This window comes from Acinetobacter sp. YZS-X1-1 (assembly GCF_000804305.1).
In the GTDB taxonomy this organism is placed as follows: Bacteria; Pseudomonadota; Gammaproteobacteria; order Pseudomonadales; family Moraxellaceae; genus Acinetobacter; species Acinetobacter variabilis.
The window spans coordinates 56,088-77,317 of sequence record NZ_JWHB01000011.1 but is presented as its reverse complement, the minus strand read 5'-3'; the positions used below and the strand labels follow the sequence as shown (position 1 = coordinate 77,317).

Sequence of the window (21,230 nt, the reverse complement as noted above, 5' to 3'; positions counted from 1 at the left end):
TGATGGATGCTCCTTCTGATGCTTTCTTGTGGGTAAAAGCATTACATATTATTGCTGTGGTTTGCTGGTTCGCTGCTTTGTTCTATCTGCCACGGCTTTATGTCTACCATGCCATGAGTGAAGATGTCGTAAGTCATCAACGCTTTGAAATTATGGAACGCAAGCTGTATCGCGGAATCATGTGGCCAGCCATGGTCGCCACGCTGATCACAGCACACTTTCTAGTCGATTGGGGTGATGCAACGCGTCATTACCATGAAGCCTTATGGTTCTATCTGAAAGTCGGCCTGGTTGGCTTGCTAGTCATTTACCATTTGGTATGTGGTTATTATCGTAAGAAACTGATGGAAAATGCCCATTACAAGTCACACAAGTTCTGGCGCTTCTTTAATGAAATGCCAACGCTGATTTTATTTGCTGTGGTGATTTTAGTGGTGGTAAAACCTACTTTCTAAAATTCCCTAAAATTAAAAAATCCCCGATTGATCGGGGATTTTTTATGTCTGCACTTTATTCTCCGGAGAGAAGTTGCTGACGTTTACGAAGACGTGGTTTATACAAAGTATGATAGGTGGCGAACAGAATCGCCAACCAAAGCGGACTAATCATCAGTGCTTTCATGGTATCTGCTTCCAGACTTAAAATAACTAAGGCAAAAAACAAGAAGATCAGCACCAGATAGGACATCCAGATTCCGCCTGGCATTTTGAAGGTCGAAGTGGCATGTTTTTCAGGTTGCTGTTTACGGTAACGGATATAACACACCATAATCAGTCCCCAGATACTGATAAACAGAATCACACAGAGTGAGCTGGCCAGCGTAAAGGCTTCCATCGTGTTCGGCACAAAATACTGGAAAGCTGCACCCGCCATAATAAAGGCACAGGAAAATAACAGACCTTTAGCCGGAACTGCACGACTTGAAAGCTCAGCCAAAGCCTGGGGTGCCTGACCATCACGTGCCAGACCAAACAGCATCCGGCTGGTAGAGAACACGCCACTGTTCATGGAAGACATTACAGAAGACAGCACCACCAGATTCATGATAATGGCTGATACGGGAATACCCGCATGCAAGAAAAGAGTCACAAAAGGACTTTGATCAGCAGGAATTTCTACCCACGGCGTTACAGACATAATCACCAGCAGAGACAATACATAGAACAAGATGATCCGTGTAGGAATCGCATTCACTGCTTTAGGCAAGTTCTTTTCCGGATCCTTGGTTTCAGCCGCCATCGTACCCAGCAGCTCTACACCTACGAAAGCAAACATTGCAATCTGAAAACCAGCCAGAAAGCCCATTGTGCCCTTAGGGAACATACCATCATAGGCCCAGACATTGGTCAGGCTGGCAGCCGAACCACTTGGTGCCTGGAAGTCGCTGAAGATCATATATCCGCCAATCGCAATCAGGCCCAAAATCGCCAAGATTTTAATCAGGGCGAACCAGAACTCGATTTCACCAAACAGCTTCACGGTCAGCAGGTTAATTCCTAGTACCAGCAATACACAGCCAACACTGATCATGGCCTGCCCCATGGGTGTAAAGGTCATGTCGGGCGGCAGCCAGAAATTTAGATAATTGATAATTGCCGCTAAGTCAGCAATGCCGACCAGAATCCAGCCCAGCCAGTACGACCAGCCAATATAATAGCCAGCCCCCGGACCAATCAGGTCATGCGCCATATCAATGAAGGATTTATAGTGCAGATTAGATAACAGGATTTCCCCTAATGCACGCATCAGGAAAAAGAACATGGCTCCAATAATCATGTAGATAAACAAGATTGAAGGCCCTGCCAGTGCAATTGTTTTACCAGAACCCATAAACAGTCCTGTACCAATGGCACCACCAATGGCAATCAACTGCAAATGTCGGTTAGAGAGCTTACGCTGTAATTCATGGGGAGATGATGATGCATCATCTTTAGAGGAGGCTGTATTCATATTCGGTTCCTTTTTCACATCAAGCCTTCGCTTATCTGATCGGATTTCTTCCTGAAATCCTGATTGCAGATGCAGTTTCATTTAATGAATTAAGTGATCAGGCCTGATGTGCTTACAAAATCAAGTTGGGAGATATAAAAATCTGAAACAACTTAAGGGAGCGCTGCAATCACTGCAATTTCAATTAACCAGGCGGGATTCACCAAATCCGCCTGAATGGTTGCGCGTGCTGGTGTACCACATCCCTCGAGCCATTCAATCCAGAGCGCATTGACGGTTTGAAAGTCTTCCAGGTTTTTAACAAAGAGCTGTGCAGATAACAGACGGCTTTTGTCTGTACCTGCCAGTTTAAGGAGTTGATCAATCTTCATGAGCACTTCACGCGTTTGACCACGAATATCCAGACTGGTGCTGTCCGGCACCTGCCCTGATAAATACACGGTTTGATTGTGAATGGTGACAGCACTCATCACCTGATTGCTGTTCAAACGCTGAATATCTATATGTTCCGTCATAATTTTATCCTCTCTTATTTCTAATATTTGTTTAATCTTAAACTTTCAATCTGCACGGGCACACGTTGGGTGATGGCACACATCAGCTCATAGCCAACCGTACCCGAACCCGCGGCTACTTCATCAATCGGTAATACTGTGCCGTGAATGGATTGTCCCCACAGCACAACTTCGCTACCAATCTGTGCATCCGGGACAGAATCTAAATCAACCGCCAGCATATCCATACTGACGCGACCGATCGTTTGGGTTCGAATCCCATCTACCAAAACTGGTGTTCCAGTTTGTGTGATTCGCTGATAACCATCCGCATAACCACAGGCCACAATACCAATCTGCATATCTTGCCCAACTATAAAAGTAGAGCCATAACCGATGCTGTCTCCTGCCCGAACCTGCTGAATCGCGATCAGTTCGCTACGCAGACTCATGGTCGGCTTTAAGTTCCAGTGATCAATCGTATGGGTGGGATAGTCAGGTGAACTGCCGTAAAGCATGATGCCGCTACGTACAATGTCTGACTGTATATGCTGATGATGACGCAGAATGGCAGCACTATTACTGAGTGAGGTTTTACCCGGCAGATTTTGAATGGTTTCGGTAAAGATCAGCTGTTGATGTTCAATACCTTCCTGTCCAAGGCGCATGCCATCCGCATCGGAGAAATGTGTCATATGACTGATGGAGCGTACCTGCTGAATATTTTTTAATTCCTGAAAAGCGGCAGGATACTGCTCAGGTAAAAAACCGAGCCGGTTCATTCCGCTATTCATTTTTAAAAAGACATCAAACTGTACGTCTGGTTGTAATTGGACAAAGGTTTTTAACCATTCCAGTTGATGCTGGGCATGAATTGCAAAACTCATCTCATACTTGGCGCAGTCGAATAAATCTTCAAGGCCAAAAATGCCTTCCAGCAACAATAAGGGTTTGTCACAACCTAAGGCACGCAAACGCTTTCCTTCAATAAGATCCAGAAAGGCAAAACCATCGGCACTTTTTAATGCGGCATAAACCCGCTCAATACCATGCCCATAAGCATCAGCTTTGACGATTGCAAAGACCTTGCTTTGAGGTGCGCAGGAACGTGCAACTTGCAGGTTATGTTGCAATGCCTGTTGATGAATCACCGCGTGTATTGGACGTGGCATAAATTTCTTCCCTGAAACTGATAATCCTTAAAAGCTTAAGCAACCTGCTGATAACGATTCAGCGACAAGCCTTCAGTACTAATTTCAGGTTCTTGGCCCAGTACCAAATCACTGATCAGCTTTCCTGAGCCACATGCCATGGTCCAGCCCAGCGTACCGTGTCCGGTATTCAGGAACAGATTGTTAAAGCGTGTCGGTCCAATAATTGGTGTGCTATCTGGAGTCATTGGACGTAAGCCGGTCCAGAAACTGGCCTGCGCCATGTCACCACCCGGGAACAGGTCACGAGTGACCATTTCCAAGGTTGCACGGCGATCCTCATTCAGGCCCAAATTAAAGCCTGTTAGCTCTGCCATACCACCGACACGGATGCGCTGATCAAAACGAGTCAATGCAATCTTGTAAGTTTCATCCAGCACAGTCGATTGTGGTGCATGAGTCTGATCCACAATTGGAATGGTCAATGAATAACCTTTGACTGGATATACTGGCAGATCCAGGTGTAACGGCTTCAGAAAATCACGGGAATAGCTGCCGAAAGCCAGCACATATCTATCTGCGGTCAACACCTGACCATTGACCAGTACACCTTTAATCTGGTCACCTTCAAACAGCAGTTTTTCAACATGCTGGTTAAACTTGAACTGTACGCCCATGCCTTTGGCGTAATTGGCCAGTGCATTGGTAAACAGGTAGCAATCACCGGTTTCATCATTTGGCAGATGCAAACCACCCACCAGTTTATCTTTAGCTTCTGCCAGTGCCGGTTCAACTTTGGCTAGCTGCTCACGATCCAGCAACTCAAAATCCACGCCGGTTTCTTTCAGCACTTCGATATCACGTTGCACCGCATCGAGCTGTGCTTCCTTACGGAAAATCTGCAACGTTCCTTTAGAACGGTTTTCATAAGAGATGCCGATATCACGACGTAGATTACGTAAACAGTCACGGCTATATTCAGCGACCCGCACCATACGTTCTTTATTCACTGCATAATGCTGAGCATTACAGTTTTTCAGCATCTGAGCCATCCACTGTAACTGCCACAGACTACCATCGACATTAATCGCCAATGGTGCATGATGCTGAAACATCCACTTCACTGCTTTAAATGGAATGCCAGGTGCTGCCCACGGTGTCGAATAACCAGGAGAAATCTGGCCTGCATTACCAAAACTGGTTTCTTCAGCTGGACCCGCCTGACGATCAAGGACAGTCACTTCTGCTCCCTGCTGCGCAAGATAGTAGGCACTTGTTACACCAATGACACCACCACCTAATACAATTACGCGCATGACATTACCCTCAATGACATTTATAGTTTATTTGACCAGTATATTTTTGGATCAATAGTGAATTTCACTGTTTTAAACTGATATATTCAGCAAATTCACTAGATTTTTCGCGTCATTTTTAAAAATTAAGGGAATAATAGATGCGTAAATTAGACCGCATTGATCGCATGATTTTAGATATCCTGCAGCGCGATGGGCGCATTGCAATCAGTGAACTCGCCTCCCGAGTCAACCTCTCCACCACACCCTGTTCCGAGCGGGTCAAGCGACTGGAACGCGATGGAATCATCATGGGTTACCATGCCCGACTCAATCCGGAAAAACTGGAAAAGAACCTGCTGGTGTTTCTGGAAATCAAACTTTCTGCCAAATCGGGCGATGTATTTGAACAGGTCGCGCGTGACTTAAGTGAAATTCCTGAAGTACTGGAATGTCATCTGATCTCGGGAGATTTTGATTATCTGGTGAAAGCACGCCTAAAGGAAATGAGTGCTTACCGGCGTCTGCTTGGAGATTTATTAAAAAAGCTCCCCTCTTCTGCTTCCTCACATAGTTATGTGGTTATGGAAGAAGTAAAGGAAAGTTCATATCTGGATGTAGGAATCTAATTCTGACAAGGGTTCAAGTAGTAGATACAACAAAACCCCATAAGGGGCTTTGTTGTGAACCGTTTATCTGAATTAGATAAGTTTAAAATAAAATTTTATTATTTATATTGATGATTATCTAAAACTAGGCAGGAATACGTAGTACCTGACCCGGGAAAATATCATCCGCATTTTTCAGTAAAGGGCGATTTGCCTCGAAAATCTTGTTGTACTGGTTGGCATCACCATAAAATTCTTTCGAAATTTTAGATAAAGTATCACCCGATTTAACCGTATAGAACTTACTTTGAGGTTCCGGATTCGCTACAGTCAGCTGGTCATCTACTTTAGCAACATGATCAACATTTCCTACTGCTAAAATAATCTTTTCACGATCCGCCTGACTTTGTACCTGTCCGCGTACGGTTGCCAGATCTGAAGTTGAGTTATAGCTGATCGACAATCCTGTAATTGGCAGTCCTAGGCTTTTAACATGGCCTAATAATTTGTTCGCTATTTCCTGTGCAGAAGGTTCAGCCGATGCTGCTTTAGGTGCAGAGGCAGGTGCCTGCTGAGTTGCTGCCGGTGTTTGTTGTGGCTCCGCAGCTGCAGTGTTCTTTTTACCAATGCCTTTTACAAAATCAAAAAGACCCATAGTGGACTCCATTCTTGTTATTCATCAGATCATTCTTATTTGTACAAGGAAAGCAGCAGATACAAAGTTAGTCATTGGTAAGCAAAAGGTTATCGATTGTAAAATCACCCTATATCTATTCTACAGGCACAAAAAAACCACCTTGCGGTGGTCTTTAGGTTCAGCAAAGCTGAAAATCAGTATTAACCAAGTTTTTTAGTAACATAGTCAATAGCAGATTGAACAGTTGTGATTTCGTTAGAATCTTCATCAGGAATAGTGATGTCGAAGTCATTTTCGAAAGACATAACAAGTTCAACTAGGTCTAGAGAGTCAGCACCTAAGTCATCCATGAAAGATGCTTCGTTTTTAATCTCTTCGACTTTGATACCAAGTTGTTCTGCAACCGCTTGTTTAACGCGTTGTTCGATATCGCTCACAGGAATTCTCCTCATTGCTTGTGGCGTTTTTAATGCCGTTAGTTTAATTGAATCTATAAAATTTGGAAAGTTAATACATGTGCCGTTTAGCTCATGTATAAACCACCATTAACGTGAATGACTGTACCTGTAATGTAACTGGCTTTGTCCGATGCCAGGAAACTTACGGCATTCGCGATATCTTGTGGATCACCTAAACGGTTTAAAGCCACTTGATCACTCATTTTTTTGCGAATTTCTTCACTTAACTGTTCAGTCATTTCAGTTGCGATAAAGCCTGGTGCAACAGCATTGACTGTAATCTGACGACTACCCATTTCTTTAGCGAGACTGCGACCAAATGCTTCAATACCTGCTTTGGCAGCTGAATAGTTCGCCTGACCTGGGTTAGCAAAATGCGCCACCACAGAACTGATATTAATGATACGGCCGAAACGTGCTTTAGTCATACCTTTCAGCACACGTTTAGATAAACGATAAACGGCTTTCAGATGGATGTTTAAAATATCATCCCAGTCGTCTTCCGACATGCGTAATAACAGGTTGTCTTTGGTAATACCGGCATTATTCACCAGTACCAGCACAGGACCATAGCTTTGCTCAATATCGCTGACCAGTGCATCAATCGCAGCACCATCACGTACATCTAAAACTTTACCGGCACCATTTTCAGCAAATTGTGCGTTAAGTTTCTCTGCACCCGCTTCAGAAGTGGCAGTTCCTACCACAAAGTAGCCATCCTGAATGAGTTGTTGTGCAATTGCAGCACCAATGCCGCGGCTTGCACCTGTCACTAAGGCAACTTTACGTTCCTGTGTCATGCAATTTTCCCTTCTGCCACCAATACAGTGTTTAATGCATCTTCCAGACGGGATTGAGTATCCAGTGGAAGTGCTTTTTCGATATTTGGTAAACGTTTTGCCATATTGGCAAGTACATTCCCCGGACCGCATTCCACGATATATGCAATACCTTCGTCTTGAAGGAACTGCAGGGTTTTGGTCCACTGTACAGATTCATACAATTGCGCAGTCAGTGCCTGACGTAATGCATTCACATCAGTTGCAATTTCTGCGCCCACATTTTGTATTACAGGAATACGTGGTAGCTCAATGGCAGTTTGTTCCAAAGCCGTAGCAAACTGTTCAGCGGCAGGTTTCATCAATGAACAATGTGATGGAACAGATACGGGCAATGCGATCGCTTTAGCACCATTTTCTTTTGCCAGTTCAATTACCGCATCAACACGATCTTTGTTCCCTGCAACAACGACTTGACCTTTGGCATTGTAGTTGGCTGCTTCAACTGAACCTTCACCGGCTGCTGTCGCCTGTGCACAAAGTTCAACCACCTGAGCATCTTCCAGCCCTAGAATTGCCGCCATTGCACCAACACCTTGTGGGACTGCATCTTGCATCAGCTTACCGCGCAGGTTGACCAGTTTCACTGCATCACCCAAGCTTAACGCACCCGCCGCAACCAGCGCACTATATTCACCTAAAGAATGGCCAGCCAGATACTTTGGTGCAACACCACCCAGTTCCAACCATACACGCCATAATGCAATCGATGCAGTCAGAAGAACCGGTTGAGTGAATTCAGTCTGATTCAGACCTTCACCACTTTGTGCAATCTGCCACAGATCGAAGCCTACTGCTTCAGATGCCTCGGCAAATGTGTCACCTACACTACTAAACTGCTCAGCCAGTTCAGCGAGCATGCCCGCCTTCTGCGATCCCTGACCTGGGAATACAAATGCAGTTTTGGTTGCCTGAGCTGCTTGCTCGAGTTGTTTAGCAGACATAATAAAATCCTTTCAATTAAGAGGCGCTAATCTTCACAGAATTGATGAAAATTAACAGCTAAATACCACCTAACTCATTGTGGAGCGCAATTTAGCACGTAATTTTGGCTGGGGTAATTGCCAAATACAACAAAAAGCCCGACTTTATTAAAGCGCCTAAAAGTGACAGACAAAAAAAAGGGAGCTTAACGCTCCCATTTTTTCTATCAAGCTTGACGCTTAATACATCATTAATTATTCAGCAGATGCTTTAGCGAATAATTGACGACCACGGTAGATACCATCTTTAGATACGTGGTGACGACGATGAGTTTCACCAGTAGCTTGGTCTACAGTTAATGCATTCTCAGTTAAAGCGTCATGTGAACGGCGCATGTCACGGCGAGAGCGACTTTTACGGTTTTGCTGAACGGCCATGATGGCTCCTTACAAATATCGAAAAAATGGATCAGAACAAATTCGATTGTCTTATACGTATGAGTATAACACAAAAATTAGTTAAGTTTACCCTTCAAAGCTGCCAAAACTTCAAACGGATTGTCCCGTTTTTCTTCAACAACTTCTTCTTGAGCAGGTTGGTGCTTATGCTCACAAACATCATGCTTAGGAGACAACGGCATCAACAATAACAATTCATCTTCTATGAGTGCCAGTAAATCAGCGGTGGCAGGTGCATCATATGAACCTTTCGTCGTTGCTTCACTTTCACCTAAGACGATGAAATCAGCATCCTCATCCAAGCGCTCTATCAGTGATTCGTCATCCACAAGGGCAAGATGAAAATCTGAAACGAGTTTAATCTCAACGGTTTCCAGACAACGCTGGCATTCCATTGGAACTTTCGTTTCAACATGGCCATCTAGCCACACAATGCGATGATAAGCATCCATTGATAGCTTACAGTCTATGTTAATCAATTGATCATCAATTGATCCAACAGCTTCACGAGCAATACGAACAAAGCGGGATAAAGGCAGTTGACCTGACCATTTAAAGCCCTGTTCAGCCCATTTAAACGGCTCAATCTGTGCCGGAAAGGTATTTGCTGACATAATTAAGGCGGCAATTCTACAAATTCATCAGAACTCTGTCAAAGATTAAGATACAATTTTGTACTTATTTTTAGACAGACCAATTGGGTAATTTCAGTCATGCATCTGTTGCAGCCGCAAACAGAAGTGAATGTTTCATCACTCGTTAGCACACTTTCAACTCTGAATTCTGACAGCTCACTACAGCAAGTGCAACGCTTACCGTGGGCGAATGTATCGTCAGAAGCAGAACAGGTTGATTGGCTCATCTTACACTTTAATCACTGGTTTTCCCACCTAAATGTCACTTTAGTCCGTGGTGATTTTGAACCGGAGTATTTCCCGGCAACAAAAGATACCCCTGCCCGCATTCAATTTGCGCATGGTTTCTTCAACAGTGCGCTGCATGAGATCAGCCACTGGACCATTGCCGGCGACAAACGTCGTCTATTGCCAGATCTGGGCTACTGGTATGCGCCAGATGGCCGCACCCAGGAACAGCAAGCTTTATTTGAACAGGTAGAAGTCAAGCCCCAGGCGATTGAATGGATGTTTGCCAAAGCCTTTGGGCGTAAATTTCGCGTGTCTTTAGACAACCTGACCGGTGAAGGCGGCAATGGCAGCAGCTTTAAAGATAATGTCTATGCACAGGTACAGCGTTATTTTAGTGGTGAAGCCAAACTACCGCGTGACGCAAAACGTTTTATTGATTGTATCTGTGCCTGTACACGGAATGGCAAAAGTTTACAATCCGACGAATTTATTCGTGAAATGCTTGATTAAATTATACAAATTTATCGTTATTGAGATTGCATGTCCGTCGCAGGCAATCTCATAATAAAGTCAGCACAGGATCGGAGACAGAGTTTATGTTGCATTTACGCGTACACCCAGACAATCCCCAACCACGTTTGATCAGTCAGGCCGTGGAACGTATCCGTGCCGGCGATATAATTGTTTATCCAACTGATGCCGCTTATGCAATTGGCTGCCAGATCGGAAATAAAAATGCCATGGAGCGCATTGCCCAGATTCGTGGTCTAGGCCCTAAGCACCAATATGCCATTCTCTGCTGTGACTTGTCGGACATTGCGACCTATGCCAAAGTGGACAATGCCGTATATCGTTTGCTGAAAAATAATACGCCTGCTGTCACTACTTTTATTCTGCCAGCCACCAGTGAAGTACCTAAACGTTTAATGCATCCGAAGAAAAAAACCATCGGTTTACGTATCCCCAGCAATCCCGTGTGTCAGATGCTGCTTCAAGAACTGGGTGAACCCCTGTTAACCTCAACCCTGATCCTGCCAGATCAGACTGATCCAATGGATGATCCATACGAGATTGAAATGCAGCTCGGCAAACGCATCGATGTATTTATTGATAGTGGCCTAGGTACATTAAGCACAACTTCTATCGTGGATTTATCGGGTGATCAGCCTGAAGTGATTCGCCGTGGTGTCGGTGATGTCAGTGCTTTTGAATAAATAAAGCTGCTTCTAATGAAGTCTCAGAAGAAAATAAAATGGATTTGTTTTATATCCTCCTGAACCTGAATGAATTTCCTGCCGATCATCTAATCTATGCCGAATTGCCTTGGACACTGGAATCCAAGGCAATATCTATCGATAAAAATTCCAAGCCAGAATTAAATCTGAATATCAATAATATTGAATACTCATACTTTCTTGAGATCGCGATGGCAAGAAAGCTTTTACAAGTTTATTCAACGAACAATGTTTGTCTGGCAGATACCTGCCAGCGAATAATTGAATATGCGTTAAAGCAGTAGGACCACAACATATTTATAACTGACGCAAATTCATAAAATTTGGGCAGTCTGCTAGTATCTGTTTATGTTCAAAGACAGCCTTGCCAAATTTATTTTGAATGGTATAGCTGGATGAAACCTGATCTTCTTCAAGCACCGCTATATAGGCTTTTACCAAATCTGGCTCTTGACCTTGTAACTGGTCAACCTGCATACAACCAAGTTGTCGTACATGGCTTTGGATTTCTGTCGGTAATTGATTATCCGCGAAAGTGGTGAGTTTCATGTAGGTAATAATATTCGGATACTGATTCAGTATATCTCCAGAGATGGGCAGACCACTATTTTCCAGTCGCTGTTGAGTCTGTGCATCCATGTGTACCTGTTTTAGATTATCTCGTGCCTGCTGTTGAAACTTATGCTCCCAATACTTTTCAGTTCCGAAAAATAGTCCGGCAATCACTAAAAGGCCAACAACAACAAATTTTATATTCATATTTTTATCCATAGGATTTTAGCTTAAAGGTTGCGCAGCTTCTTCCTAAACCGATGCAGCAGGTGCAACCATGTCTACTGGGGCATTTTTTTGAGGTGGTGGGACATATTCTTCCCCAGCTTTTAATGCTCTCATTTGCAAAAAACTTGGACAATCCGACAGCTTTGGCTGATGTTGCATCATGTCCGTACCAAATTTATTTTTGACATTCATATGAAAAACAATTTGATCTTCTTCAATCACATTTAAGACTGCAGTTCGAGACTTGTAATCAAAGTTTTGAAAAGCCTCTACAGAATCACAGGCTATGTTTTTGACATTCTGTTCACTCTTTACAGAAAGTTTTTTATTTTCATTTTCAAGCCAGCGTGTATAAAAGCGAATATTTGGATACTGATCCAGAATCGTAAGCTCTACCTTTTCTCTTTGAAGTATGGGTTGATACTTCGCTTCTAACTCGGCAAATTTACCTGATTGAAGCTGCTGACGTGCTTGGTCTTCAAGTTGCATCATTTCATATTTGGGATAACCCCAGAATACCCCCAAGCCAATCACGGCAATAAGTACCAGCATAATAGGCATATTGATCACCCGTCCTGTTTTTAGTTGTTTTATTCATCAGCATATTTTTCTGAGATATTAGAATACTTTTTGAATGATAGATATCTGTTTTTAAGGTTTATTTTTAAAAATTTTACTTTTTAATTGCTGCTAAAGAATGATTTTTTCCTGATCTAATTCTCAATATTTGTCATTGCTCATGATCGATCTTAGGGGTTGCAAACCCAACTGGAGCTTAACTTCATTTCTATGAACCCTTAATTCAGAAAGGCATCCCTGTATTTGATATGATCAAAAACCGAAGAATAGCCGTAAAAGCTACTGTTTTTTTGTATCTAACTCCATATCCAATTTATTTAGAGGTATTTTTCGAGTACACTAAGATCAACTTTTTACATGCTTTTTCTTTCGATGTGAGATCGAAGAATCAGCCTTCATGCCTTTGAAAATTCGCGTGGCCAACAACTGTATATGAATCAAAGCATCCATAATATGATGGAACCTACTCCACACATCCGTGTACTGGATGAATGGCAGGAGACGATTCCTGAGGATCTTTACATTCCTCCTTCAGCGTTTGAAATCCTGTTAGAGCATTTCGAAGGCCCGCTCGACTTTTTAATTTACCTGATCCAAAAAAATGGCTTTGACTTGCTGCAAGTCGATATCGCCCCGATTGCTGCCCAATATCTGTCCTACATGGATGCGATGAAGTCACTCAATATTGAGCTGACCGCAGACTATATGGTAATGGCGGCATTATTGGCGGACCTCAAATCCCGCTTACTTCTTCCAAAACCCAAAAGTATTTCTGCGACGGAGCAAGATCCGAAACAGGAATTGATTGATCGTCTGGAAAATTATTTACGCATTAAACAGGCCGCAGAACGTCTGAACCAAATGAGTGTGCTTGAACGTGATACGTTTGAGACCAATGTCAGTCTGGGCGAGTTCATTCAACCGAATGAAGGTCACAACGTCGATCTGCTGCGTGATGCCCTGCTGTGTATCTTTAACCGTCCTGAGCCGGTGATTCATCAGGTGCAACAGGAACCGGTGCTACTTGAAGAACGCATTGCCTATATTGAAAGCTGCCTGGAAACTGGTGAAGTGCTTTCTTTTGCAGATTTACTCAAACCAAGCCAGGGCCGGATGGGCATGGTCGTCACCTTCATGGCGGTTCTGGAACTGACACGTCAACAAAAAATTCAGATTATTGCTACAGGCATTGAAGCCCCGCTCGCAATTCAAGGAGCACATGCATGAACACAGAACATAATATCTCCTTGTCTGCGGAAGATAATCTGCATGAAATTCTGATGCAGCTGGAAGCGATTATTTTTGCCAGTGATTCCCCTGTTTCCTTAGCTCGACTGAAAGAAGCATTTCAGGATCGCTATACGAAGCAGGAGCTGCGCCAGTATTTACAGCAGCTTTCCATGCTGATGCATGGTCGTTCTATTGAACTGGTTGAAACTGTGCAAGGTTACCGTTTTCAAGTGCGTGTAAAATATCGTAATATTATTGCACAGACCTGGCCTGAGCGACCGACACGCCTGTCACCTTCATTACTGGAGATGCTTGCGGTGATTGCTTATCATCAGCCAGTGACCCGAGCTGATATTGAACAAATTCGTGGTGTCACGAATAACAGTCAGATTTTGCGTACGCTGTTTGACTGGAACTGGATTAAAGAATCCGGCTTTCGTGAACTCCCTGGAAGACCTGCGTTGTTAGTGACAACGCCACAATTTTTAAATGCATTTGGCTTAAATTCTTTAGGCCAATTGCCTCCCCTGCAGGATGCCAAGGAAGCTTTTATGGCGCTCGATGCGAATGCACCGAAGTCATAAATAGGTGAACTGTTGAATAATTATTTCTAAGGTTATGCTGTCATGAGTGAAAAGTTGCAAAAGGTGCTTGCACGTGTTGGTTTGGGTTCTCGCCGTTATATGGAAGAAGTCATTGCCGCAGGTCGCGTGAGTGTTAATGGGCAGATTGCCCAAGTGGGTGAACGAATCGAACCAGGTGATGAGCTTCGCATCGATGGTCGTAAAGTGCAGTTCCAGATCGAAGACGAAATCCGTCGTCGTGTCCTGATTTATTACAAGCCAGAGGGCGAAATCTGTTCACGTAATGATCCTGAACAGCGTCCAACAGTATTTGACAACCTCCCATCAATTCAAGGCGATCGCTGGGTAATGGTCGGCCGTCTGGATATTAACTCGACCGGTCTGTTACTGTTCACAAATGACGGTGAACTAGCGAATCGTTTAATGCACCCATCAAATGAAATCGAACGTGAATATGCGGTTCGTGTCATGGGTGAAGTGACTCCACAACTGAAAAACAACATGCTGAAAGGCGTAGTGCTAGATGATGGTCCTGCGAAGTTTGAATCATTCTCTGAACTGGGTGGTGACGGGATCAACCGTTGGTATCAAGTTGTCGTGAAAGAAGGTCGTAACCGTGAGGTTCGTCGTATCTTTGAATCACAAGGCCTGAAAGTCAGCCGTTTATTACGTACCCGTTACGGTACCGTGATTCTGCCACGTGAACTTCGTACAGGTCGCTGGATTGAACTGGATAAACAGGATATCGATAACCTGACCAAATCAGTTGAGCTGAAACCGCGTCAAGGTACCGGCTTATTCGGCATGGCGAAACGTCGTAATGAGCGTATGCAGGAAAAACCAATGGCAGCGCGCCGTGGTGGTTACTTGCGTCAGCAACGCCGTGATACCGATGAGCAGCAGCCGCAATACAACAACCGTGAACGTCGCGATGATCAAGGCTTTGGTCGTCGTGAAAACCAGAATGGCACCCAGTTTGCACGTCGTGACAACCGTGAAGACAACCAGTTTGGCCGCCGCGAAAACCGTGAAGGTAATGCACCACGCGGTTTATATGGTGCGAATAAAGGCTTTAAAAAGTTCTAGGCTTTGAATAAGATAGAGTCACTTCGGTGGCTCTTTTTTTTGCAAGAACAATAATAATGACTCAATTTTATCTATCCTTAGTCTTCTCAATAGCCCCCGATATAAAAGGCGAATATCTCCCTCCTATTTCCTGAAAGTGAATTCCCGTCATAAAAAATGCCCAGCAATGTGGACATTTTTTATTTCGTACTTTAGCAAATTACTGCGGAATACCCTGAGGAATCGCACTTAACAGACGCTTAGTATAGTCGTGTTGCGGAGACTGATACAGGTCATCTGAGTTGGCAATTTCCACCAGATCACCATGATTTAGCACCATGATCTGATCAGAAATATATTTCACCACTGACAAATCATGCGAAATAAAGATGTAACTCAGACCAAATTCATCCTGTAAATCCTGCAATAAGTTCAGTACCTGCGCCTGTACGGATACATCCAGTGCGGACACTGATTCATCACAGATCAAAATCTCAGGCTTTAAGGTCAGACAGCGTGCAATTGCAATCCGCTGACGCTGGCCACCTGAAAACTCATGTGGATAGCGATAGAAGGCCTGAGCCGGTAAGCTGACCCTTTCTAATAAATCAAGTGCCATCTGTTTACGTTCTGCATCATCCTTGCCAATATGATGAATCTGCATCGGCTCCATCAGGATTTGTCCCACGGTAAAACGCGGATTCAAAGAAGCATAAGGGTTCTGGAAAATGATCTGGATTTTACGCTGATAGGCCGTAAACTCTTTTTCAGTCATCGACAAGATATCTTTACCCTGAAACAACGCCTTGCCGCCTGTAGCTTGTTGCAGTCGCATCAGGAGCAAACCAATCGTGGTTTTACCAGAACCTGACTCCCCAACCAGCCCTAAGGTTTTGCCTTTAGCCAGCTGAAAAGACACGCCTTTCACAGCCTGAAATTCATCTTTGCCAAATAGGCCTTTACGGCTATAGAAGGATTTTTTCAGATCACGTACATCGAGAATGATCTCTTCATTACCTTTTAAACCACGGGAACGTTCCTGTTGTAGCGGAGCGTTCGCATGCAGGTCATGCGCCAGACTATCCTGTTTCATAAAGTCGCTAATCACCGGCAAACGCAAAGGACGGTGCGACAGCTGTGGACGGCAATGCAACAAGGCTTGGGTATAAATATCCTGAGGATTGTTCAGGACTTCTGTCACCGAACCTTGCTCACGAATCTCGCCATAACGCATTACAATGACCTGATCCGCAATTTCACCAACTACCGCTAGGTCATGACTGATGAATAACATCGACATTTGACGGCGCTGACGCAAGGATTCAAGCAGGTCCAGAATCTGTTTCTGGATAGTCACATCTAATGCCGTCGTTGGTTCATCAGCAATCAAGAGTTTCGGTTCACAGGCAATAGCCATGGCAATCATCACCCGTTGCTGCTGTCCACCAGACAACTGGCTTGGATAAGCATCAATCTTGGTTTCCGGTGAAGGAATACCGACTTCCTGCAAAAGTTCCAGTGTTCTTTGACGGGCCTGCTTTTTATTCATGCCCAAATGCAGGCGTAGAATTTCAGAAATCTGCATGCCTACGGTAAACACCGGATTTAATGAGGACATCGGTTCCTGGAAGATCATGGCAATTTCTTTGCCACAGATCTGACGCATTTCACTCGACTTAAGTTTCAATAAGTCCCGACCTTCAAACAGGATCTGACTGTCTTCAGTGACCTTAGAATTTTCTGGCGCCAAAAGTCCCATCACTGCTAATGAAGTCACAGATTTACCACTTCCGGATTCACCGACTAACGCCACTGTGGTATTGGCCGGAATTTCAAATGAAATTCCTTTGACCGTTTCCACATATTGTTTATTTTCACCTTTAAAACTGACACGTAAGTTATCTACGCGAAGTAACGCGGGTGCTGTGCTTGGATTCATTTCAGACATCGCTGCGCTCCTATTTCAGTTTTGGATCTAATGCATCACGTAATGCATCAGTAAACATTGAGAAAGCTGTCACCAGTACCGCCATCGCCACCGATGCCGCAGTCAACTGCCACCATTTGCCTAAAATCAGCTCGCTTTGCGCTTCATTCAGCATACTACCCCATGACACCACACCAATAGGTACGCCAAAGCCTAAGAAGCTGAGAATGACTTCGGACTTGATAAAGGCCACTGCAAGAATGGACATTTGAACCAAAGCAATATGACTGACATTCGGAAAAATATGCACGAAGATACGGCGCATATTGCTTACCCCAATGGCTTTCGCTGCCAGTACATATTCACGTGCAGTATGCTTCATATATTCCGCACGAACCAGGCGGAATACCCCGGTCCAGCCGGTCAGACCCAAAATCAGGATAATCGATAAGATCCCTTTTTGTTGCAGTACTGCTGCAATCGCTAACACCAGCAACAGATAAGGAATAGAAGTAAAGATATTGTAGAACCAGTTCAGCACATCATCGACCCAACCACCGAAATAGCCAGCAATCGCACCAAGTACTGTACCAATCACCACCGCAACCAGCGCAGCAATCAGGCCAACTAAAATCGAAGTTTCTGCACCTTTAATGGTTTTCAGTAGTACATCCTGACCCCATTTATCTGCGCCAAAGAACAGGCTCTGTTTAAGCTCACTACTCTGATCCAGTAACTGACCCCCTAATTCCTGATCAATGGCTTTCATATCTTCAGCCAGTGGATCGACTACACCATAATAATCAATCACACCTGCGCCCTGTTCAGCAGCAATTTCTGCTTCCAGTTCTGCAATCACATCTTTTAAAGGATCAACTGGATTAACTGGTACTACGGCAGATTCAGTACTTTGATCTTCACCTGCCGCTCCAGGCATAGACGGTGTATAGATAAAGCTTGGGGGTGCATAACTCACCGCTACTTCTTTATTCCAGTCCTTGGCAATCACACCTGTCATGGAAAGCAGCAACATCAGCAGATAAAACAGCACCACAAATAGGGAGAACATCGCAATACGGTCACGTTTCAGACGACGCAACGCCAGCTGCCATAATCCGGTTGAAGCAGACTCAGGCACTGCTGAAGCATGTTGCTCTTTTTTAAATATCGCACTCAGCATAATTCACCTACTTCAACTGTACACGTGGATCGACCCATTTATAGATCAGATCGGCAATCAGGTTAAATAACATGGTCGCAGCCGCAACATAGACCGTAATCGCTTTAATTACCGGAAAGTCAGAACGCTCAACTGCGATAATTACTTCACGGCCAATGCCAGGAATACCGAAGAAACGTTCAATCAGGAAAGCACCGATCAGTAAAGCCGGAAGTCCCGCCATGACATCAGTAATGATTGGAATCGAAGCATTGCGCAGTACATGCACGCCCAGAATACGGCTTTCGCCCAGACCTTTGGCACGTGCGGTGCGGACATAATCCTGATTGACTTCATCCAGAACAAAACTGCGGTACAGACGTAAGGTCGGTGCAATACTCACCACCAGCATGATTAATACTGGTAATAGTGCATATTTGAATAAGTTTTCAGTAAAGTTATCGCTCCAGCCCTGTACTGGAAACCAGCTCAGTTCATAAGCCAAGACATACTGGAACACGATGATATATACCAGAATACTGATCGACATACCGATGGTACACAACATCATGATCATGCGGTCAGTCAACGAACCGCGTACTGAAGCTACCCCGAGTGCCAGAATGATTGAAACGATTGTTTGCAGAATCGTGAGTGGAATCAGAATGGTCAGTGATGGCCCCAAACGAGTGGTAATAATCTGGGATACCGACTCACCGGTACTCCAACTCACGCCATAATCAAAGGTCAAAATCTGCTGGATAAAAATCCAGAGTTGTACGTAATAAGGCTGATCGACCCCGAGCTGCTGGCGGATATTTTCAATCTGCTCAGCATTGGCCATTTTACCGGCCAGGATATAGGCCGGATCTCCTCCGACCCAGTTAAATAACAGGAATATCAGCAGAATCACCCCCAGCATGGTGGGGATCATTTGCCAAATCCTTCGAATAATATATGCCAGCATCGCTTTCCTTCCTTGACTTAATGTCCTGAAATTTCATTAAAGAAAGCTTTGCTGTCCGGTTCGCGGCCCAGAAAATCCTTAACCATCTGATCGCCCGGTTTTTGTCCGCCTTGTGCCAGTACGGTCTCGCGATAATGCATGCCGACTTTCGGATCCATCAGATGATCACCATAAGCGGATAGCATGTCGAGTGCCAGTACTTCTGACCACATATAGCTGTAATAACCCGCCTGATAGCCACCCATCAAGTGTCCGAACTGACCCGGGAATTGCTGACCTGGAACAGACCCCAATGCAGTTTTACTTTCCATATCTTGCCAGAGTTTTAACGGATCAATGCTTTTCGCATCTTTACCGTGCAGGGCCATGTCGTACTGAGCATATAAAGTCTGACGGGCATAATGCAGGCCGCGGCCATAATTTTTCACGTTCTTTAAGCGTTCGGTCATGGCTTCATCAACACGAGGACAAGCTGGTTCACAGTAATCCGCTACTTTAGATAAAGTCTCAAAACGGCGTGCCCATTCTTCATACATTTGCGAAGGTGCTTCAACAAAGTCACGCTCTACCGATGTACCTGACTGCTCGGTATAACGGGTCTTCGATAAAATTCCATGCAGCGCATGACCCATTTCATGCACAAAGGTTTCCAGCTCATTACTGTTCAGACCTTTACGGTTGAAGTTGGTCACCAAAACAGAGACCGGACGGCGATGATTTAAACGGCTGCCACCATAAACACCCCAGACTGCAGCATGGCCATATTTGCCTTCACGTGGGTATTTATCGACATAAAGTCCGCCCATAAACTCACCGGTGGCTTTATCATGCACGGCATAATATTCGACTTCATCGTGCCAGGCTTTGACTTTTACCGGCTTGAATTCAATCCCATATAATTCGGAAGACACGGCAAATAACCATTTTTGCGCCGCTTCAGTCGGGAAATAATCACGCAGTTTTTCCTGGTCCACCTTATATTTGGCCTGACGCAGTTTTTCACTCCAGTAACCCTGACTCCAGCGCTCAATCTCTGCTTTTTCCAAAGGAATTTTTAAAGTTTCTGCCTTGAACTGACGTAATTCTTCAACATCCTGTTTTTCTAATGGCGCAACTTTGGCATAAACCTCATCCAGAAAACTATTAACTGCTTCTGGGGTTTTGGCCATACGATCTTTTAAGGCAACATAAGCATAGCTGTCTTTATCGAATAGCTGGGCCAGTTCATAACGCAGATCAATGGCCTTTTTCATGTATTCGAGGTTTTTCTCAGTCCCTCGGCGGGTATAGGCAGTCTGATAACGTTTACGTGCTTCATCACTCTCTGCCAGCTCCATAAACGGCTGATATTCCGGATAGTCGAAGCCGAGCAGATAATTGCCCTTTTCATTTTTCTTTAAACCGGCGATATAGCTCGTAGGTAAACCTTTTAGTTCTGCAGCAGTGAATTCAACTTTTTCAGGGTTATCACGTACATTCTTGGAATAGTCCTGTCCCAGTTTGGTGCTTTCTTCAATAATTTCCTTCAAACGCTTCTGCTTCTCTGCGCTGAGTTGTACCCCGGTTTTTTCAAACTGATTCAGAATATCTTTCAGGAATTTTTCATCGACCGGATCTGTGGCTTTCAGTTTCTTGAACTGGGCATACAGTTTTGGACTCTGATACATGGAAGTCAGGTATTTACTGATTTTCAGCTCACAGTCATCTGCTGCCTGACGCAAGGCCGGATCAGGATCGACATTGCTATATAAACCGATAGGTGAAACAAAATCACCGATCGATGCCTGCAATGTATCCCAAGCTGCCAGATAAGGACGGGCTTCAGCCTTATTTTTGATTTTCTGGCTTTCAAATTTCTGGATATCTTTTTGCATTTTATCCAGATTGGCATCACACAATGCCGGAATTTCTGCAGCCTTGAATAAAGGCAAAAGCTGGGTTTGGGTCTCTGCCATGACGGTTTGAGATCCCCCGATCATCGCCAGACAGAGTGTGGTAAATTTCAAGTGTTTTAATGTCATCAT

Annotated in this window: 24 protein-coding genes; 8 read left to right on the top strand and 16 right to left on the bottom strand. The window is 44.3% G+C overall.

The genetic code is table 11. From position 1 onward, the window contains the following. Positions 1-2 precede the first annotated feature (2 nt). Positions 3-455 carry a CopD family protein gene (locus RJ01_RS08045; RefSeq protein WP_004783286.1) on the top strand — a complete coding sequence of 151 codons (453 nt, stop codon included), beginning with the start codon at positions 3-5 and terminating at the stop codon, positions 453-455. A gap of 55 nt (positions 456-510) precedes the next feature. Here RJ01_RS08045 and RJ01_RS08040 read toward each other — a convergent pair whose 3' ends face one another. From RJ01_RS08040 to RJ01_RS08025, 4 genes are all read right to left on the bottom strand, one after another. Next, entirely contained in the window at positions 511-1,950 is a 1,440-nt protein-coding gene (locus tag RJ01_RS08040) for an amino acid permease (RefSeq protein ID WP_034170675.1), read from the bottom strand. Between the two features lie 152 nt (positions 1,951-2,102). Beyond that, positions 2,103-2,465: a RidA family protein gene (locus tag RJ01_RS08035; RefSeq protein WP_034170674.1), complete on the bottom strand. Its 363-nt coding sequence runs from the start codon at positions 2,463-2,465 to the stop codon at positions 2,103-2,105. Between the two features lie 20 nt (positions 2,466-2,485). Further along, complete coding sequence (gene alr, locus RJ01_RS08030; RefSeq protein WP_034170673.1) at positions 2,486-3,616, bottom strand: alanine racemase; 1,131 nt, start codon at positions 3,614-3,616, stop codon at positions 2,486-2,488. A gap of 35 nt (positions 3,617-3,651) precedes the next feature. Continuing rightward, positions 3,652-4,911 carry a D-amino acid dehydrogenase gene (locus tag RJ01_RS08025; protein WP_034170672.1) on the bottom strand — a complete coding sequence of 420 codons (1,260 nt, stop codon included), beginning with the start codon at positions 4,909-4,911 and terminating at the stop codon, positions 3,652-3,654. 140 nt (positions 4,912-5,051) lie between these two features. On the opposite strand from RJ01_RS08025, the gene RJ01_RS08020 reads away from it, so the two are divergent. After that, positions 5,052-5,519 (top strand): Lrp/AsnC ligand binding domain-containing protein, encoded by a 468-nt coding sequence (locus RJ01_RS08020; protein ID WP_004783295.1) that lies wholly within the window; start codon positions 5,052-5,054, stop codon positions 5,517-5,519. A 124-nt stretch (positions 5,520-5,643) separates the two neighbouring features. On the opposite strand, the gene lysM is transcribed toward RJ01_RS08020, so the two are convergent. From lysM to RJ01_RS07990, 6 genes are all read right to left on the bottom strand, one after another. Further along, positions 5,644-6,153: a peptidoglycan-binding protein LysM gene (lysM, locus tag RJ01_RS08015; RefSeq protein ID WP_034170671.1), complete on the bottom strand. Its 510-nt coding sequence runs from the start codon at positions 6,151-6,153 to the stop codon at positions 5,644-5,646. A gap of 182 nt (positions 6,154-6,335) precedes the next feature. Then, positions 6,336-6,572 carry an acyl carrier protein gene (acpP, locus tag RJ01_RS08010; RefSeq protein WP_004783299.1) on the bottom strand — a complete coding sequence of 79 codons (237 nt, stop codon included), beginning with the start codon at positions 6,570-6,572 and terminating at the stop codon, positions 6,336-6,338. Positions 6,573-6,658: 86 nt separating this feature from the next. Continuing rightward, on the bottom strand, positions 6,659-7,393 hold the full coding sequence (gene fabG, locus RJ01_RS08005) for a 3-oxoacyl-ACP reductase FabG (protein ID WP_034170670.1): 735 nt from the start codon (positions 7,391-7,393) through the stop codon (positions 6,659-6,661). Further along, entirely contained in the window at positions 7,390-8,376 is a 987-nt protein-coding gene (gene fabD / locus RJ01_RS08000) for an ACP S-malonyltransferase (protein WP_034170669.1), read from the bottom strand. The genes fabG and fabD overlap by 4 nt, the downstream gene beginning before the upstream one ends. Before the next feature lie 234 nt (positions 8,377-8,610). After that, positions 8,611-8,793, bottom strand: a complete 183-nt coding sequence (rpmF, locus tag RJ01_RS07995; protein ID WP_004279227.1) for a 50S ribosomal protein L32 — start codon at positions 8,791-8,793, stop codon at positions 8,611-8,613. 77 nt (positions 8,794-8,870) lie between these two features. Then, positions 8,871-9,428 carry a DUF177 domain-containing protein gene (locus RJ01_RS07990; RefSeq protein ID WP_034170668.1) on the bottom strand — a complete coding sequence of 186 codons (558 nt, stop codon included), beginning with the start codon at positions 9,426-9,428 and terminating at the stop codon, positions 8,871-8,873. Positions 9,429-9,527: 99 nt separating this feature from the next. Between RJ01_RS07990 and RJ01_RS07985 the strand changes: the two genes are divergently transcribed. The 3 genes from RJ01_RS07985 to RJ01_RS07975 all read left to right on the top strand — a co-directional run bounded on the left by RJ01_RS07985 (position 9,528) and on the right by RJ01_RS07975 (position 11,199). After that, complete coding sequence (locus RJ01_RS07985) at positions 9,528-10,190, top strand: elongation factor P hydroxylase (protein ID WP_034170667.1); 663 nt, start codon at positions 9,528-9,530, stop codon at positions 10,188-10,190. A gap of 86 nt (positions 10,191-10,276) precedes the next feature. Further along, positions 10,277-10,894: an L-threonylcarbamoyladenylate synthase gene (locus RJ01_RS07980; RefSeq protein ID WP_034170666.1), complete on the top strand. Its 618-nt coding sequence runs from the start codon at positions 10,277-10,279 to the stop codon at positions 10,892-10,894. Positions 10,895-10,932: 38 nt separating this feature from the next. Continuing rightward, positions 10,933-11,199 carry a hypothetical protein gene (locus RJ01_RS07975; RefSeq protein ID WP_034170665.1) on the top strand — a complete coding sequence of 89 codons (267 nt, stop codon included), beginning with the start codon at positions 10,933-10,935 and terminating at the stop codon, positions 11,197-11,199. Between the two features lie 13 nt (positions 11,200-11,212). Here RJ01_RS07975 and RJ01_RS07970 read toward each other — a convergent pair whose 3' ends face one another. Together RJ01_RS07970 and RJ01_RS07965 are read right to left on the bottom strand one after the other, a co-directional pair. After that, on the bottom strand, positions 11,213-11,674 hold the full coding sequence (locus tag RJ01_RS07970; protein ID WP_034170683.1) for a hypothetical protein: 462 nt from the start codon (positions 11,672-11,674) through the stop codon (positions 11,213-11,215). Positions 11,675-11,719: 45 nt separating this feature from the next. Then, entirely contained in the window at positions 11,720-12,256 is a 537-nt protein-coding gene (locus RJ01_RS07965) for a hypothetical protein (protein WP_034170664.1), read from the bottom strand. A 450-nt stretch (positions 12,257-12,706) separates the two neighbouring features. Between RJ01_RS07965 and RJ01_RS07960 the strand changes: the two genes are divergently transcribed. From RJ01_RS07960 to rluB, 3 genes are read left to right on the top strand one after another with little or no spacing between them, the layout of a single operon-like run. Next, positions 12,707-13,501: a ScpA family protein gene (locus RJ01_RS07960; RefSeq protein ID WP_034170663.1), complete on the top strand. Its 795-nt coding sequence runs from the start codon at positions 12,707-12,709 to the stop codon at positions 13,499-13,501. Next, positions 13,498-14,088 (top strand): SMC-Scp complex subunit ScpB, encoded by a 591-nt coding sequence (gene scpB / locus RJ01_RS07955; RefSeq protein ID WP_034170662.1) that lies wholly within the window; start codon positions 13,498-13,500, stop codon positions 14,086-14,088. Before RJ01_RS07960 ends, scpB begins: the two co-directional genes overlap by 4 nt. Before the next feature lie 42 nt (positions 14,089-14,130). Next, a complete protein-coding gene (gene rluB, locus RJ01_RS07950) occupies positions 14,131-15,174 on the top strand; it encodes a 23S rRNA pseudouridine(2605) synthase RluB (protein WP_004783318.1) in 1,044 nt (347 codons plus the stop codon). 199 nt (positions 15,175-15,373) lie between these two features. On the opposite strand, the gene RJ01_RS07945 is transcribed toward rluB, so the two are convergent. From RJ01_RS07945 to RJ01_RS07930, 4 genes are read right to left on the bottom strand one after another with little or no spacing between them, the layout of a single operon-like run. After that, positions 15,374-17,101, bottom strand: a complete 1,728-nt coding sequence (locus tag RJ01_RS07945; protein WP_034170661.1) for an ABC transporter ATP-binding protein — start codon at positions 17,099-17,101, stop codon at positions 15,374-15,376. Positions 17,102-17,111: 10 nt separating this feature from the next. Continuing rightward, positions 17,112-18,260: an ABC transporter permease gene (locus RJ01_RS07940; RefSeq protein WP_034170660.1), complete on the bottom strand. Its 1,149-nt coding sequence runs from the start codon at positions 18,258-18,260 to the stop codon at positions 17,112-17,114. 7 nt (positions 18,261-18,267) lie between these two features. Then, a complete protein-coding gene (locus RJ01_RS07935; protein ID WP_004783323.1) occupies positions 18,268-19,206 on the bottom strand; it encodes an ABC transporter permease in 939 nt (312 codons plus the stop codon). Positions 19,207-19,223: 17 nt separating this feature from the next. After that, entirely contained in the window at positions 19,224-21,227 is a 2,004-nt protein-coding gene (locus tag RJ01_RS07930; RefSeq protein WP_034170659.1) for a M3 family metallopeptidase, read from the bottom strand. Positions 21,228-21,230 lie beyond the last annotated feature (3 nt).